17 protein-coding genes are annotated in these 14,884 nt (G+C 66.6%); 11 read left to right on the top strand and 6 right to left on the bottom strand.

The genetic code is table 11. The features are described from left to right. Window positions 1-225 precede the first annotated feature (225 nt). Both QW863_RS19205 and QW863_RS19200 read left to right on the top strand, forming a co-directional pair. A complete protein-coding gene (locus QW863_RS19205) occupies window positions 226-600 on the top strand; it encodes an Hpt domain-containing protein (protein ID WP_315712689.1) in 375 nt (124 codons plus the stop codon). A gap of 83 nt (window positions 601-683) precedes the next feature. After that, window positions 684-1,004 carry a 2Fe-2S iron-sulfur cluster-binding protein gene (locus QW863_RS19200; RefSeq protein ID WP_315707114.1) on the top strand — a complete coding sequence of 107 codons (321 nt, stop codon included), beginning with the start codon at window positions 684-686 and terminating at the stop codon, window positions 1,002-1,004. Window positions 1,005-1,054: 50 nt separating this feature from the next. Here QW863_RS19200 and QW863_RS19195 read toward each other — a convergent pair whose 3' ends face one another. Next, window positions 1,055-1,519 (bottom strand): thioesterase family protein, encoded by a 465-nt coding sequence (locus QW863_RS19195; protein ID WP_315712688.1) that lies wholly within the window; start codon window positions 1,517-1,519, stop codon window positions 1,055-1,057. A gap of 174 nt (window positions 1,520-1,693) precedes the next feature. Between QW863_RS19195 and QW863_RS19190 the strand changes: the two genes are divergently transcribed. The 3 genes from QW863_RS19190 to QW863_RS19180 all read left to right on the top strand — a co-directional run bounded on the left by QW863_RS19190 (window position 1,694) and on the right by QW863_RS19180 (window position 3,961). Then, window positions 1,694-2,722, top strand: a complete 1,029-nt coding sequence (locus tag QW863_RS19190) for an NAD(P)/FAD-dependent oxidoreductase (protein WP_315712687.1) — start codon at window positions 1,694-1,696, stop codon at window positions 2,720-2,722. Between the two features lie 172 nt (window positions 2,723-2,894). Next, entirely contained in the window at window positions 2,895-3,503 is a 609-nt protein-coding gene (locus QW863_RS19185) for a DUF2147 domain-containing protein (RefSeq protein ID WP_315713622.1), read from the top strand. Between the two features lie 77 nt (window positions 3,504-3,580). Continuing rightward, window positions 3,581-3,961, top strand: a complete 381-nt coding sequence (locus tag QW863_RS19180) for a DUF3551 domain-containing protein (protein WP_315712686.1) — start codon at window positions 3,581-3,583, stop codon at window positions 3,959-3,961. A 203-nt stretch (window positions 3,962-4,164) separates the two neighbouring features. Here QW863_RS19180 and QW863_RS19175 read toward each other — a convergent pair whose 3' ends face one another. Then, complete coding sequence (locus tag QW863_RS19175) at window positions 4,165-6,111, bottom strand: hypothetical protein (protein ID WP_315712685.1); 1,947 nt, start codon at window positions 6,109-6,111, stop codon at window positions 4,165-4,167. A 103-nt stretch (window positions 6,112-6,214) separates the two neighbouring features. Continuing rightward, window positions 6,215-7,306, bottom strand: a complete 1,092-nt coding sequence (locus QW863_RS19170) for a YbhN family protein (protein WP_315712684.1) — start codon at window positions 7,304-7,306, stop codon at window positions 6,215-6,217. Between the two features lie 370 nt (window positions 7,307-7,676). Between QW863_RS19170 and QW863_RS19165 the strand changes: the two genes are divergently transcribed. Beyond that, window positions 7,677-8,183 carry a ferritin-like domain-containing protein gene (locus tag QW863_RS19165; RefSeq protein WP_315712683.1) on the top strand — a complete coding sequence of 169 codons (507 nt, stop codon included), beginning with the start codon at window positions 7,677-7,679 and terminating at the stop codon, window positions 8,181-8,183. Between the two features lie 167 nt (window positions 8,184-8,350). Next, window positions 8,351-9,757, top strand: a complete 1,407-nt coding sequence (locus QW863_RS19160) for an MFS transporter (RefSeq protein ID WP_315712682.1) — start codon at window positions 8,351-8,353, stop codon at window positions 9,755-9,757. A gap of 5 nt (window positions 9,758-9,762) precedes the next feature. Here the strand turns inward: QW863_RS19160 and QW863_RS19155 are convergent, their stop codons facing one another. Continuing rightward, on the bottom strand, window positions 9,763-10,197 hold the full coding sequence (locus QW863_RS19155; RefSeq protein ID WP_315712681.1) for a hypothetical protein: 435 nt from the start codon (window positions 10,195-10,197) through the stop codon (window positions 9,763-9,765). 108 nt (window positions 10,198-10,305) lie between these two features. On the opposite strand from QW863_RS19155, the gene QW863_RS19150 reads away from it, so the two are divergent. The 3 genes from QW863_RS19150 (at window position 10,306) to QW863_RS19140 (ending at window position 12,255) form a co-directional block, all read left to right on the top strand. Beyond that, window positions 10,306-10,836 carry a hypothetical protein gene (locus QW863_RS19150; protein ID WP_315712680.1) on the top strand — a complete coding sequence of 177 codons (531 nt, stop codon included), beginning with the start codon at window positions 10,306-10,308 and terminating at the stop codon, window positions 10,834-10,836. An 86-nt stretch (window positions 10,837-10,922) separates the two neighbouring features. Then, window positions 10,923-11,510: a YdcF family protein gene (locus QW863_RS19145; protein WP_315712678.1), complete on the top strand. Its 588-nt coding sequence runs from the start codon at window positions 10,923-10,925 to the stop codon at window positions 11,508-11,510. A 259-nt stretch (window positions 11,511-11,769) separates the two neighbouring features. Further along, a complete protein-coding gene (locus QW863_RS19140; RefSeq protein ID WP_315712677.1) occupies window positions 11,770-12,255 on the top strand; it encodes a class I SAM-dependent methyltransferase in 486 nt (161 codons plus the stop codon). A gap of 53 nt (window positions 12,256-12,308) precedes the next feature. Here QW863_RS19140 and QW863_RS19135 read toward each other — a convergent pair whose 3' ends face one another. Further along, window positions 12,309-12,734: a universal stress protein gene (locus QW863_RS19135; protein WP_315712676.1), complete on the bottom strand. Its 426-nt coding sequence runs from the start codon at window positions 12,732-12,734 to the stop codon at window positions 12,309-12,311. A 53-nt stretch (window positions 12,735-12,787) separates the two neighbouring features. Then, window positions 12,788-13,330 carry a histidine phosphatase family protein gene (locus tag QW863_RS19130; RefSeq protein WP_315768218.1) on the bottom strand — a complete coding sequence of 181 codons (543 nt, stop codon included), beginning with the start codon at window positions 13,328-13,330 and terminating at the stop codon, window positions 12,788-12,790. A gap of 105 nt (window positions 13,331-13,435) precedes the next feature. Between QW863_RS19130 and QW863_RS19125 the strand changes: the two genes are divergently transcribed. After that, window positions 13,436-14,863, top strand: a complete 1,428-nt coding sequence (locus QW863_RS19125; protein WP_315753156.1) for an FAD-binding oxidoreductase — start codon at window positions 13,436-13,438, stop codon at window positions 14,861-14,863. The last annotated feature ends 21 nt before the right edge of the window (window positions 14,864-14,884 follow it).

Below are 14,884 nucleotides of genomic sequence, written 5' to 3'. Positions count from 1 at the left end.
CTGTTGAAAGAAATGGCCGTGGTTAAGAGATTCTTAATCATCGTTAACAGCAGCCGCCGTTAACACTCTAGAAGTTCTGCGAATTCCCGTTTCTGCCGTGATTGGGGCAGAGCCGGGCCCAAATCGCGGCAAACCCGCGGCAATTGGGCCGGTAACAATGCATTAACCATTGTCGTGCTTGGCTTACCACAGGCGCGCGCGGCGCGCCCGGACCGGATTGCCGCCATGATTCCCGACCTTTCACGGATCGAATGGATGCCCTCGCCCCCGCTGGTTCCCGACGACGGGCCGATCAGCCTGGACCTGCTGCGCCGGATGACGCTCGGCGACAGCGCGCTCGAGCGTGAGGTGCTCGCCATGTTCTCCAGCCAGGCCGTCCGCCTGCTGGAGCGGTTGCAGGTGCTGCCCGAGGATGCTGCCACCGTCGCCCACACGCTGAAGGGCTCGGCCCGCGCCGTCGGCGCGCTCGACGTCGCCGACGCGGCGGAAGGGCTCGAAGCGGCGCTGCGGGCGGGCGACCCGGCCGATGCGCTGGCCTGGCTCGGCACGGCGATCGCGCAGGCCCGCGCGGCGATTTCGGAGATGCTCGGCGCGGCCTGAGCGGCCGGCGGCAGCACTAGCGCGGAGCGGAGCGGTCCGTTATAGGACAGCCCGACCTCATTCCCTGCGCAGCACGAGCACACATGGCCAAGATCACCTTTGTCGACCATACCGGCGAATCCAGAACCGTTGAGATCGAGAACGGCGCGACCGTGATGGAAGCGGCGATCCGTAACGCCATTCCCGGCATCGAGGCCGAATGTGGCGGCGCCTGCGCCTGCGCGACTTGCCATGTCTATGTCGACGAAGCCTGGCGCGAGAAGGTCGGCCCGCCGACCCCGATGGAAGAGGACATGCTCGATTTCGGCTACGATGTCCGGCCGAATTCCCGTCTTTCCTGCCAGATCAAGGTCTCCGACGAACTCGACGGCCTCGTCGTCTCCACCCCCGAGCGTCAGGCCTGACCGTTCGCCTCGCGCCCTCATCGCCGCGCTTCGGCTGATCGCCGCCGGGCCTATGCCGGCGGCGCGATCGCCATGCCGTGGCGGACCCACGGCTGTAGCGCAGCAATGAGATTCGGCGTCAGCGGCGCCGGTTTGCGCGTCACCTCGTCGATCAGGACCATGACCGCGGTGGCCGGCGCCACGCAGCGCCCGTCCGAGAACACGACCTGCTCGCAGGTCACCGACGTGCGCCCCAGCCTCACGACCCCCAGTCCCAGCTCGATCGTGCCCGGCCAGCGCAGCTCGGCCCGGAAATGCATGTCCAGCCGCACCATGATCCAGGCCAGCCCGTCCTGGGTCAGGCCATGGCGCGGGTCTTTCATCAAGGTCACCCGGCCGGTCTCGAAGTAGGTCGCGTAGACCGCATTGTTGACGTGCTGGTTGGGATCGAGGTCGCCGAAGCGGACATTGTCCGTCAGCCGATAGGGAAAGTCCTCCAGGCGTGGCGCGTGGTCGCGGCGGGCCGTCTCTGTCACCGATTGATCTCCATCATTCATGTCCCCTTCAAACCCGGCTAAGCTCATCGCTGCAAGCCGCGCGCGAGGCAGGGGCGGCTTTTGTGCCTTCCCTGCGGCCACCCCGTTGGCTACAAATTCGGAACCGCCATCTGCCGCCATCCGTCGAGCGGCGCCTCCAACGAGAAGAGCGACATGAGCGAAGCGATCAAGACCGATGTGCTGATCATTGGCGCGGGCCCTTGCGGACTGTTTGCCGTTTTTGAACTGGGGCTGCTCGACATCAAGGCGCATCTGATCGACATCCTCGACAAGGTCGGCGGCCAATGCGCCGAGCTGTATCCGGAGAAGCCGATCTACGACATTCCCGGCGTGCCGATGGTGACGGGGCAGGGTCTCACCGATCAATTGATGGAGCAGATCAAGCCGTTCAGCCCGACCTTCCATCTCGGCGAGATGGTCGAGAAGGTCGAAAAGATCGGCGATCCCGGTTTTCGCGTCACCACCGATGCCGGCAAGGTGTTCGAGTGCAAGGTCGTGGTGATCGCGGCCGGGGGCGGCTCGTTCCAGCCCAAGCGCCCGCCGGTGCCGGGCATCGAGGCCTATGAAGGCACCTCGGTATTCTATGCCGTGCGCAAGATGGAGCAGTTCCGCGACAAGAATGTCGTCATCGTCGGCGGCGGTGACTCCGCGCTCGACTGGACGCTCAACCTGCACCCCATCGCGAAGCGCATCACGCTCGTTCATCGCCGCGACGACTTCCGTGCCGCGCCCCACAGCGTCGAGCAGATGCGCGCGCTCGTCGCCGGCGGCAAGATGGATCTGCGCATCGGCCAGGTGACGGCGCTCGAAGGCGCCAATGGCCAGCTGTCGGCTGCGACGATCAAGGGCAACGACAACGCGGTCGAGACCGTCCCCTGCGAGATGATGCTGCCATTCTTCGGACTGACGATGAAACTCGGTCCGGTTGCCGAGTGGGGCCTCGCGCTCGAGCACAATCTCATTCCGGTCGAGACCTCTGCCTTCGAGACCTCCGTGCCCGGCATCTTCGCGATCGGCGACATCAACACCTATCCCGGCAAGATCAAGCTGATCCTGTGCGGCTTCCACGAGGGCGCGCTGATGGCGCAGAAGGCGCACCGCTACGTGTATCCGGAGAAGCGGCTGGTGTTCCAGTACACGACGTCGTCGTCGAGCCTGCAGAAGAAGCTCGGCGTCAACTAATTTGTCGGCGGTATGGAACCTTCCGCCGCCGGACCAACTCAAATGTGAAGAAATGTTTCCTGCGCGTGCCGGTTTCACCGGCGCGCCAGACCTGTTATGGGGCTGGAACGATGCATGAAACGGCCGTACTGTGCGGCCATTCATTTTGTGACTTGGTCAAGGTGAGATGATGATGCGCAATGCGTTTCCCCGACTTCGGCTGGTGCCTGGTGTGACGAAGCTCGCGATCGGCGCGCTCGTCGTTGCCGGTGCTCTGCTGACGCGGCCTGCGCTCGCGGCTGAGCCGACCGCGGCCGGTCTGTGGCAGAAGGTCGAGGATGGCAGGCCCGTCGGCTGGTTTCTCTTCATCGACCACGACGGCGTGTTCGAGGGCGTGATCGCCAAGACGTTTCCGCGTCCCGGCGACAATCCGAACGAGGTCTGTTCGAAGTGCAGCGATGACCGCAAGAATGCGCCTGTGCTCGGCATCTCCTTCGTGCGCGACATGAAGCGCGAGGGCCTGAAATACGAAGGCGGCAACGTGCTCAATCCGCGCGACGGCAACATCTGGAAGGCCAATATGCGGGTCAGTCCTGACGGGCAGACGCTGATCCTGCACGGCTATCTCGGCATCTCGCTGTTTGGCAAGGACGAGACCTGGACCCGCCTGCCGGATAGCAACATGGCGCAGATTGATCCTGCGATCCTCGCCAAATATCTGCCCTCGCAGGCGACGACGGCAACCGGCCCCGCCACCAAGCAGGCGCCTCCGATGATGAAGAAGCCGGCTGCAGTCAAGTAGACTGTTTCCGAACTGCGACCGTCCTCGCTCCTGGCCGACAAGGGATCGCCATCTCGGACACCGCGTCGGCGAAGAGCTTGATCCAGATCAACCGCGTGGTCGAGGACAAGGTCTCCATGATCATCTGGGCGTTGCTTGCCGGTGATCGTGCAGACCATTGGCCGCAGCGGCCTGAATTCGACGAGGGAGCGATGCTGATGCTGCGTTGGATCATCGCGGGGAGCGCGGCCATCTCCATGATCCCGATCGCCGCTGCTCAAACCTATGATTCCAATTATCCTGTCTGCCTACAAAGGTGGGAATGGGGTGGTAGCACCTATGTCGAATGCACCTATACGTCCTGGGATCAGTGTCGAAGGGCAGGCCGGGGCCTCGCGGCCATGTGCGTGAACAACCTATATTGGGCACAAGGACAATCAGGATCGCTTGGCGGTGGTCGCCGTCGATTTGCGCGCTGAGCGTTGGGACGTCGAGGCCGACACGTTCTTTCGAGGCGGCCCGGCTCTCCATCCGCTCCGAACTCACCGTGAGGCCCGCGATCTCGCCGCCCCACAGCCTTTGTTCCTGAGCGCCCACTCACGGAGGGGCGTCCCGAAAGACGGTGTGCGGAGCGGAGCGCTTCAGGCCGTTCTTCCTCTGCGATCCCTACCCGAATGGCCGACTACTGCCTCACCACGCCCGCCGGCGGCAGCGGCTGGCTGGTGACGTTGGGCTCGGCCGCATCGAGGTTGAGCACTTGCGCCGCGGCCGGAAAGGCGGCGTCGGCCATCGCGGCATGGCCCTCCGCCGTCGGATGCACGGCGCCGCCATAGACCGCGGACAGCACGCCCCAGCTCGCATCGTGGATGTCGGAGGGCTGCATCGCCGCCGGCAGCCCTTGCGGATAGGTCATCGCCGAGAAGTAGCTGTCGTTGGCATCGCGGATCCAGCGCGCGCGCGGCAGATAGGGACGATACTCGCTGGCGCCGCGGCCGCACAGCAGCGGCTCGTTGGCGGCGCTGACGATGTTCGGATCGAAGCTGGCGCCGTCGGCCGAAAAGCATTCGCGGTCGAACGGCGGATCCTGCGTCGAGCGGGCGCAGAAGCCGTGATCGGCAAACGCGGCCTGATGCGCATCGACGAAGGTCATGCGGTCGGCCTGCGGATCGCGGCACAGGACTCCCGCGGTACATTGCGCCAGCCCGCGTAGCGACGGCAGGAACTCGTTCTCGACGAAGCCCGCGACCTTGGCGAGCCGCTGCGGATTGGCATTGAACGATGGGTGGATATCGAAACCGGCCGGACCACCGGGGCAGGGCGTGCCGGGGCCGCTCAGTGCCGGGTTGCCGTACGAAGTGTAGATGACGTGCGAGAGGTCGCCGACCAGCGGCTTCAGCGCCTCGCGCAGCTTGGCAAAACCCTGCGGCAGGTCGCGCGCCAGCTCGCTGCGCGATTCCTCGACCGAGCCGATCACGCCTGAGCGTTTGAACAGCGTGCGTTCGGTCGGCGTATCGACGATGACGTCGGCGACGAGACCGGAGAAGTTGATGTCGTTGGCGCCGATCGACAGCAGAATCAGATCGAGCTTGCGGTCCGGCTGGCGACGCTTGGCCGCGGTCAGCGCCTCGCGCAGCTCGCCGAGCTGGCCGTTGACGCTGCCGGCGCAGGTGGTCGCGGCGCGGCCCGGCGTGCATTCGCGTGCGCGCTGGCTGCCGAACAGGCCGTCGGCGATGGTGGCGCCCGTGCAGGCGAGCGGCAGGTAGGTGACCGCGACGTGCGGATAGCGCACCGCCAGCGCCAGCGCCGTCCGTGTCTGGTAGCTGTAGAGCGAGCGGTGGCAGGCGGCGTTGAGCCAGACCGCGCTGTGCTTCTGCCAGTTCTGCAGCGTGTCCGGCGCCTCGCAGGCGCGGCCGCCTTTGAAGCCGGCCCGGCTCGGCCGATAATATTGCGCGGTCGGACCGCCGAGATAGGAGCGGAAGCAGAAGCCGTCGTCGGCGAGCGCGATCGGGCGGTCCGGGTTGCCCTCGCCGGAGGCGATGCTGTCGCCGAGGCCGGCGATCAGGACGTCGCGGACCTGGATTCCGGTCGAGACCTGCTGCGTGCCTTCCGGGCTGGCGACATCGACGGATGCCACGGTCTGGCGGCCGTAGCGGACGCGCAGGTTGACCGGTTCGGCGCAGTCGAATGTCGAGGTCTGCGGCCCGTCGCCGTCGTCGAACGACCACGCGCAGGTGGCGCCGACCGGGACCGGGCCGGTCAGGCGCACGGTGACCGGATGGTCGATCGGCGTGAGATAGCTTTCCTTGACGTTGTCGCGCGTGCACGGCTCGTTGATGCGGCCGGCGAGGTCGATGCAGAGCCGGTTGACGACGTTCCGGGCCCAGCCGCGGCCGTCGCTCTGCACCGCCAACGCCTGCTCGGCGGCGAGGATGGAGCGGTCGCGCGTGCTGTCGGTATGCAGCAGGAAGTCGCGCTCCTCCCGGAAGAGACGGAAGCGGTTGCGCACCTCCCAGCTGATCTGCAGCGGCGCTGCGCCGAACTGCGCGGCCGCCTCGGTGGCGGCGAGAGGGGCGAGCAGGCCGGCCAGGACGCAGGCGGCGAGCAGCGGACGAAGGGGCATTCGGGTCATGCGCAAGGATTCACGTCAGCGATGGGGCGGAAATAAGAGGATCGCACGCGAGTTCAACCGGTCGAGGGTCGAACCGTCGCGTCATCCGCGAGACGATTGCTGCTCAGCGCTGGGAGTGGCGCTTGATGCGCTGGGGAACCGCGGCGGGCGCCGTGGCCGCGGCGCGCTTGGCGGCGACCTCGTCCTCGCAGGCTGAGTTCAGCCGGCGCCGCTCCTGCCAGGGCTTCACGACGTTCAGCCAGAGTTCCCTGATGCCCATGATGGAGATCGCCGTCGCGAACGGGATCACGAAATACAGCACGCGGAAAACGAGCAGGGTGGCCAGCAACTGCTCGCGCCCGAACTGCGGCAGCGCCACGAGCATCGCGGCATCGAACACGCCGATGCTGCCGGGCGCGTGGCTGGCGAAGCCGAGCAGGGTGGCGAGGATGAACACCACCGACAGCGACAGGAAATCGATCGGCGGAGCGGCGGGGACGAGGAGGTACATCGCCAGCGCGCAGAAGCCGAGGTCGACCACTCCGATCAGGATCTGCACGAGCGTGAGCTGCGCCGAGGGCAGCACCACCTTCCAGCCGTTCTGGCCGAGCTGGCGCCGGTTCTTGCCGGCGGTCAGCCAGCCGAGATAGGCGAAGATCGCCCCGAGGATGCCGATCGCGATCAGCTGGTTCACCGCCGGGGGCAACTGGTCCATCGCGGTGGCGGCGGCCGGATGCAAGGTCATGCCGATGCCGAGTACGAAGAGATTGCCGAGCCAGAAGGTCAGGCCTGACAGGAAGCAGATCTTGGCGACGTCGATCGCGGACAGGCCGTAGTCGGAGTAGATCCTGAACCGGATGGCGCCGCCGGTGAACACGGTGGCGCCGATGTTGTGGCCGATCGAATAGCTGGTGAAGGCGCTCATCGCCGCGATGCGATAGGGCACGTGTTTCTTGCCAATCGTTCGCAGTGCAAAATAGTCATAGAAGGTCAGCGTGCAGAACGCGCCGACCACACACAAGGCCGCGAGGGCGATGTGACCGGGCGGGATTTCGGTGAGCGCGGTCAGGATGACGCCGGCATCGACGCCCTTCAGCGTGCGCACGAGTGTCGTGATCGCGAAGGCGATGATCGCAAGGCTCGCTGCAATCCCCAGCCGCTTCCAGCCGATCCATTTCTTGAAGCCACGCCCAAGCGTGGTCAGCAGGCGCTGCATTCATCCTCCCGGCAGGGCGGTACTAGATCTTGGAAAAGAGGCGAAACCATTGATCGATAGGCGGGCAATTCGTGACAGCTTGTTCCTTATGCTAAAATGCGCGCCTTGTGCAGTCCTTGACACAGCTCAGCTCCGACCCATGCGGCGCAGGTCTGTCACACTCCGGTCACATAGCTGGCGGCCCGTCCGCCTCAATTCGGTCCAACTGGTCACCCGCGCGGTTCACGAGACCCCTCGCCCCTGCGATCGGTTCGGCAGGGCCGGTACGCCGGAACAACCGCCGTAGCCGCCGGTTAGCGCACAGCGAACATGGCGACGATCGGTCGGGGGAGGGACCTGCCATGTTCCGAACCGAGAGGACGTGAAACAAATGGGACTGTTCACCAAGGACATCAAGACGATGAACGATCTGTTCGTTCATCAGCTGCAGGACATCTATTACGCCGAGAACCAGCTCGTCAAAGCGCTGCCGAAGATGGCGGACAAGGCGACGGATCAGAAGCTCAAGCAGGGTTTTCTGACCCATCTCGACGAAACCAGGACGCATGTGAAGCGGCTCGAGCAGGTGTTCGAGATGCACGGCATTGCGCCCAAGGCGGTCGACTGTCCGGCGATCGACGGCATCATCGAGGAGGCCGAGGAGGTCGCCGGCGAGGTCGCAGACAAGACGGTGCTCGACGCCGCCCTGATCAATGCCGGCCAGGCGGCGGAGCACTATGAGATCACCCGCTATGGCAGCCTGATCGCCTGGGCCAAGCAACTCGGCCGCAGCGACTGTGCCGCCGTCCTGCAGAAGACGCTCGACGAGGAGAAGGCGACCGACATGAAGTTGACCAAGCTCGCCGAGACCAGTGTCAATCTGCGCGCCGCGAGCTGATCGCGCCATCGTTGATGAGGCAAAACGCCGCGCGGATCGCCCGCGCGGCGTTTTTGTCGTCAGAGGGGTATCTGGCAACACCATCAGCCATACTTCGATCGATATCGAAGCATGTGCGTCCCAGATGGAATAGAATCGACGCCGTTCTCCACCCCCGGAGGCCAGGCATGAGACGATCATCAACGGCAGCGCTGCACGCCCCGGTCACGCCATCGCCACCGAGCCGCATGGCGGGTGCGCTCACGCTGGCCGCGATGAGTCTCGGATTCGGCGTCGTCCAGCTCGACATCACGATCGTCAACACCGCGCTCGAGAGCATTCGCACCGCGCTCGGCGGCGATGTCGCCGCGCTGCAATGGGTGGTGAACGCCTACACGATCGCATTCGCCGCCTTCATCCTGACGGCGGGCGCGCTCGGCGATCGGTTTGGCGCGCGGCGCATCTTCATGGCGGGGTTTGCGCTGTTCACGGCGGCCTCGGTCGGCTGCGGCCTTGCGCCCGACGCCGCCAGCCTGATTGCGCTCCGGGGCATCCAGGGGCTGGCGGCGGCGCTGCTGGTGCCGAATTCGCTCGCGCTCCTGAACCACGCTTATCCCGATCCGAAGGCGCGTGGCCGCGCCGTGGGCGTCTGGGCCGCCGGGGCCAGCCTGACGTTGACCGCAGGTCCCTTCGTCGGCGGCACGCTGATCGCGCTGGTCGGCTGGCGCGCCATCTTCTTCGTCAATCTGCCGATCGGGCTGATCGGGCTCGGGCTCGCCAAGGCCAACGCCCGCGAGACGCCGGTTCGCCCCGGCCGCGCGGTCGACCTGCCGGGGCAGGTCGCAGCCGTGGTCGCGCTCGGAGCGCTGGCGGCGGCGGTCATCGAGGCCGGTGTTCGCGGCTGGGACGACGCCCTGGTGATGCTCGGCCTGGCGGTGGCGCTCATCGCCGGCGCGCTGTTCGTCTGGCAGGAGGCACGGGTCAGCCAGCCGATGCTGCCCCTGGCTCTGTTCGGCCACCCGCTGTTCGCGCGATGCGCGCTGGTCGGACTGCTCGCCAATATCGCGATCTATGGCCTGATCTTCGTGTTTAGCCTGTACTTCCAGGAGATCAACCGGATGTCCGCATTCGCAACCGGCCTGGCCTTCCTGCCCATGTTCGGCGTCGTCTTTCCGGTCAATCTGCTCGCGCCCCGCATCGCCGAGCGGCTTGGACCGCGCGCAACGATTGCGCTCGGGGCGACCATCTCGGCGGCAGCCTGCGCGGCGCTGCTGCCGATCGCGCCGGGCACGTCCTATGGGGCGATCGCGCTGCAATTGATCGGCCTGAGCTGCGGCCTCGGGCTGATGGTCCCGCCGTTGACCTCGACCTTGCTCGGCAGCGTCGACCGCTCGCGCTCGGGTGTGGCCGCCGGCGTGCTGAATGCCACCCGGCAGAGCGGCAGCGTTCTGGGCGTGGCGCTGTTCGGATCTCTGGTCGGGCCGGCCGGTGCCTTCATGCACGGCTTGCGGCTATCTCTCGTCATCTCCGCAGCCCTGATGCTGGCGGCCGCCGGCGCGATCCGCTCGGGCGCGTCCGGCTCAAGGGCGCGGTGAGGCGCTCAGGTCTTCCTCAGCGCGAAATTGGCGCCGCAGAACGCCATCAGGGCGCCGAGGCAGAGCGCGGCGAGGCCGGCCAGCACACCCGAGGCCGACGGCACCGGGCTCGGGCCGGAGATCGCCTGGCCGATGCCGGCCAGCATCAGCACGCCGACCACGACCAGGAAGTTGCGCATCCGCTGCGGGATCTCGCCCGATACCGCGCTGTGCATGATGTTGGCGATGAAATAGCCCGAGGAGAAGCCGACGGTGGCGATCAGCCACCAGGCGATCGCCGATCCCGCCGGCATGAAGGCGCCGCTCTCGGTCTGCCACAGGCCGCCGAGATCGAGACCGTAGCGGGCGCCGAGCATGTGCACGGCCAGCGCCAGCAGCACGCCGGCGGCCATCGCTCCGGCCAGGATCAGGTGGCGCGGAAAATAGATCGTTTCGCTCATGCTCCGTTTGTAGGATAAGGCGCGCGCCACACGCAACAGGACCGATCCATTTCCCAGGACATCACCCCAGAAGGCCATGACGCGATCCGCTACGCCTACAAGGCGTCGTTGATCGGGGCCGCGCAGCAGTTCGAGCTCACGGGGCAGGGCCTGTCGTGGCGGTTCGCCGGCCGCACCGGCCTGTGGCCGTATGCCGACATCGCCGCGATCCGGCTGTCCTACCGGCCGGTGTCGATGCAGGCGAAGCGTTTTCGGGCCGACATCACCCATCGCGATGGCCGCAGGCTGAGCATCATCTCGACTTCCTGGCAGACGGCGGCGCTGATGGCGCCGCAGAGCGAGGCCTATCGTGCTTTCGTCCTCGGCCTGCATGCGCGGCTCACCTCGAGCGGCAGCAACGCGCGGCTCACGGCCGGCCTCGGCCGCTTCACCTACGGCGCGGCGCTCGCCGCGGTTGCGCTGCTCACCGTGGCGATGACCGGGCTTCTGGTGCGCGCGCTCGTCATCGCCGAATGGTCGGGCGCGTTGTTCCTGATCGGCTTCGCCGCGCTGTTCGCCTGGTATGTCGGCGGCTTCATCACCCGCAACAGGCCGCGCAGCTACACGCTCACGGAGATTCCGGCCGCGCTGCTGCCGTGATCACGCGGCGTCATCGCCGGTCATCGAATGTGAGCGCGCGACAGCGCCGCGTCATGCCAGGATGAGCCGACGTTGGGAGAAGAACGATGCAGGATCGCGCGCTGCGCAAACCGGATGACGCCGAGATCGCCGCGGTCAACGCGCGGCATTTCGCCGATACGCCGCTGCGGCCGGCCGATCTCCTGTTCGTGTTCGGGACCCGCGCCGACGAGGAGCTGCGTGCCGAGACGGCGGTGAAGCTGTGGCAGCAGGGCTACTTCCGCCACGCCATCGTCAGCGGCGGAATCACGCCGGGCGCTGATCTCTCGGAGTGTACGCTGATCAAGGCCGCCATGGTGAGGCGCGGCATTCCGGCCGAGCGCATCCTCGAAGAGCACCACGCCAAGAATACCGGCGAGAACGTCGCGCTCGCGCTGCCGGTGATCGACGCCGCGCTCGGCCTCGCCAATGTCGGCAGCGTGATCTGCCTCGGCAACAGCTGGACCGCGCGGCGCTACGCGATGACCCTGCAGCGGCACTGGCCCGAAGTCGAGAAGATGCTGCTGACGGTCGATAGCTTCGGCGTACCGCGGCAGTCGTGGCACACTCATCCGGAGTTCCGCCGCCGCGTGCTGAGCGAATGGGACAAGGTCGAACCGTATAAGGCGAAGGGCTTCATCGCAGAGTGGCCGTGATCGACTCGGCGCGTGCTCGCACTTCGATGACAACAGCGATGACAACAGCGTCCATCGGGTCTCATGGCAGACTTTGGTGGTCATTCCAGATGGGGGGCATCTGGCTCCTGCGACGGAGTTTCCATGAACCAAGGTGCCGGCCGTGTTGTCGCCCACTACGAGCACCATGCGCTGTCGTGGGACGCCGACCGCCGCGCGGCCCTGGACTGACAAGCCTCCCATCGAACGCTTCCTTGCGTGTCTCCGACCGGGCGCAACCGTGCTCGATCTCGGCTGCGGGGGCGGTGTGCCGGTCGCAGCGCACATAGCGACGCAAGGATTTTTGGTCACCGGCGTGGACAGCTCGCCGACGATGATCGCACTTTGCCGAACGAGGATGCCGGATCAGGAATGGATCGTCGCCGACATGCGGTCGTTGACCTCAGGTCGGCGGTTTGACGGGGTGCTGGCCTCGGACAGCTTCTTCCATCTTGGGCACGATGACCAGCGACGCATGTTTCCAATCTTCGCGGCCTGCACGGCTCCGGGCGGCATTCTGATGTTCAACGCCGGCCCCGCGCATGGTGAAGCCATCGGGTGCTATCGCGGCGATCCGCTTTATCATGCGTCTCTCGATCCATCCGAATACGCGGCGCTGCTGCGCGACAATGGCTTCGAATTGATCGTACATTCGGTTGGCGAGCCAGCGAACGGCGAGCGTAGCTTCTGGCTTGCTCGCGCGGCTGAGGCTGGTTCGACCGTCTGACTCACGGCTCGGTCAAAGCGGTCCGACACGCGAAGATACGGTGATCTGCCGCCTCACGGCCTCACCACCAGCACCGAGCACTTCGCATAGCGCACGACATGCCCGGCATTGCTGCCGAGGAAGTAGGTGCGCATCGCCGGGCGGTGCGAGGTCATCACGATCAGGTCGGCGTTGACCTTGGCCGCCTCCTCGAGGATCTCGTGATAGATGCCGCCCTGGCGTACCGTGTAACTGATGCGCTCGGCCGGGATGCCGGATTCGCGCGCCACGATCGACAGCGCTTCCTCGGCGGTCTCGCGCTGCTGCGCATCGAAATCGGCCGGGACGTATTCGGCGAGCATCACCGGCGTCATCGGCATCACGTTGAGCAGATGCACGGTGCCGCTCCAGGTCTGCGCCAGCGTGGCCGCGGTGGCGATGGCCGGCTTGGCGAGGTCGGTGTCGGCCAGATCGATCGGCACCAGAATCGAGTTGAACATCGAAGGTCCTCCTCTCTGTCCGCCGGCATTACGCGCCGGACCCGACCTGCCTGTCAATCGACCGAGCCGTGTTTGAGCAGCTTGGGCGTGACGAACCTCAGGAGATGGCCGCGGGTGAAGCTGATGTCGCCCCAATCGTCGGTGTCGAAATCGAGCACCGCGAGTCCCGCGGTCGGCATGTTGCGCATCAGCTCGTGGCGGGCCTCCGAATCGCCCTCGCCGGTCAGTGCCAGCGCCAGCTCGTGCATGCCGGGATTGTGTCCGACGAGCAGGAGCTGCTTCGGATCATGCGCTGCCGCGAGCCGGATGTGATGCAGCATCTGCATCGGCTCGGCGCCGTAGAGCTCGGGAACGGTCTCGACCTGCGGGGCCGGGACGCGGTCCTTCATTGCCGCAAGTGCGAGGTCCCAGGTCTGCTGCGCCCGAACCGCGGTCGAGACCAGCACCAGCTCCGGCGCCGGCGGGTGGCTGGCGATGAAATCGCCGATCATGGCGGCATCCTGGTGCCCGCGCTCGTCGAGACGGCGGTCCTGGTCGCGGCCGGTCGGCGCATCAGTCTCGGTCTTGGCGTGGCGCAGCAGCATCAATCGGCGCATGGAATTCCGTCTCGAATCGTTCAGGCTGGGTCAGCCTGTACCACGTCTCTTTATCGCCATTAAAAGCGTCATGACGTCCGGCGCAGGGTTCGCTAAGAAAACGCCATGAACGAGACTTCCACAAGCGTGAACGATGACGCGGATGCCGCAGGTGCACACGGCCGCACCAGGCTGAATTTCGACCTCGATGTCGACGTCTGCGTCGTCGGGGCGGGATTGGCCGGCTTGACGGTGGCGTTGTGCGCGGCCCGGCAGGGGGCGAGCGTCGCGGTGCTGGAAGGCCGCCAGGTCGGATGGAACGCATCCGGTCACATGATCGGCACGGTCATGCCCGGGTTCGACCTGCCGCTGCCGGATCTGATCGAGCGCGTCGGGCTCGCGCATGCCCGGGCGCTATGGGCGTTGTCCTGGTCCGGTGCCGAGTTCATCCGCGCCCAGGCCACCGCGGCGATGCCGGGCATCGGGCTCAGCGAAGGCGCGCTCGAAGTCTCCAATGTCGACGCCGGCGACGCCTTGATCCGCCGCCTCCAGATGCTGCATGAGGACTTCGACACCGAGGTCGAGGGCTGGCAGGTCGAGCGCGTCAGGACCGAGCTCAAGACCGACCGCTACTTCCATGGCGTCCATTACCCCAAGGCGTTCCAACTCGACGGCCGCAGGTACGTTCACGCGCTGGCGCGGCTCGCGCACCGGGCCGGGGCAAGGATCTTCGAGGACACGCCGGTGGTCAGCATCGACGCGTCGGGCGTGCGCAAGCGCATCGTGACGCCGTCGGCGCGGATGCGCGCCTCGCACATCGTGCTCGCCGGCAACATCCATCTCGGCGCGCCGCTGCAGAAGCTGTCCGATACGCTGTTGCCGGTGTGGCGCTATGGCGGCGTCACCGCGCCGCTCGGCGAGCGGCTGGCTGATGCGATCGCCTTCCGGGGCTCGGTCAGTGACACCGACGGCATCGATCATTTCCGCGTCGTCGACGGCGACCGGCTGATGTGGGCGAGCCCGGAGACGACCTGGGACGCCCGGCCCAGCGGATTTGCCGCGGCGCTGCAGCGCCGGATCCGCACGGTGTTCCCGCAACTCGGCCGCGTCGAGATCGCCGAGACCTTCGGCGGCGTCACCGGCCAGACCGTGCACGGCATGCCGCAGATCGGCCAGCTCCGCAAAGGCCTGTGGGTTGCGAGCGGCTTCGGCCGGCAGGGGCTCAACACCTCGGCGATGGCCGGGCAGTTGATCGCGCAGGCGATCCTCGCCGGCGACGACCGCTGGAAGCTGTTCTCGCCGTTCGAATTGGTCTGGGCCGGCGGCGTCAGCGGCCGGGTCGCCGGCCATGTCGTCAATCTCTGGATCCGCGGCCGCGCCGCCGCGGCCGGGACGCTGGCGCGGCACCGCGAGCGCGTCCGCGCGCAGGAGCGTGTGCGCGAGATCAGGGCGGCCGAAGCGCGGCGCCGGGCGGCCGAACGGCCCGGCTCGCGGCTGCCGCTGCGGCCACAGCCGTCCGATCTGAACCGCCGTCCCGACGCCGGGGAGGGCTGACACCTCGCAAGAAAGTGAGCC

The organism is Bradyrhizobium sp. SZCCHNR1017, from assembly GCF_032381375.1.
Taxonomy (GTDB): Bacteria; Pseudomonadota; Alphaproteobacteria; order Rhizobiales; family Xanthobacteraceae; genus Bradyrhizobium.
The sequence above is the reverse complement of the archived record's forward strand: the minus strand, read 5'-3'. Positions and strand labels throughout refer to the sequence as shown.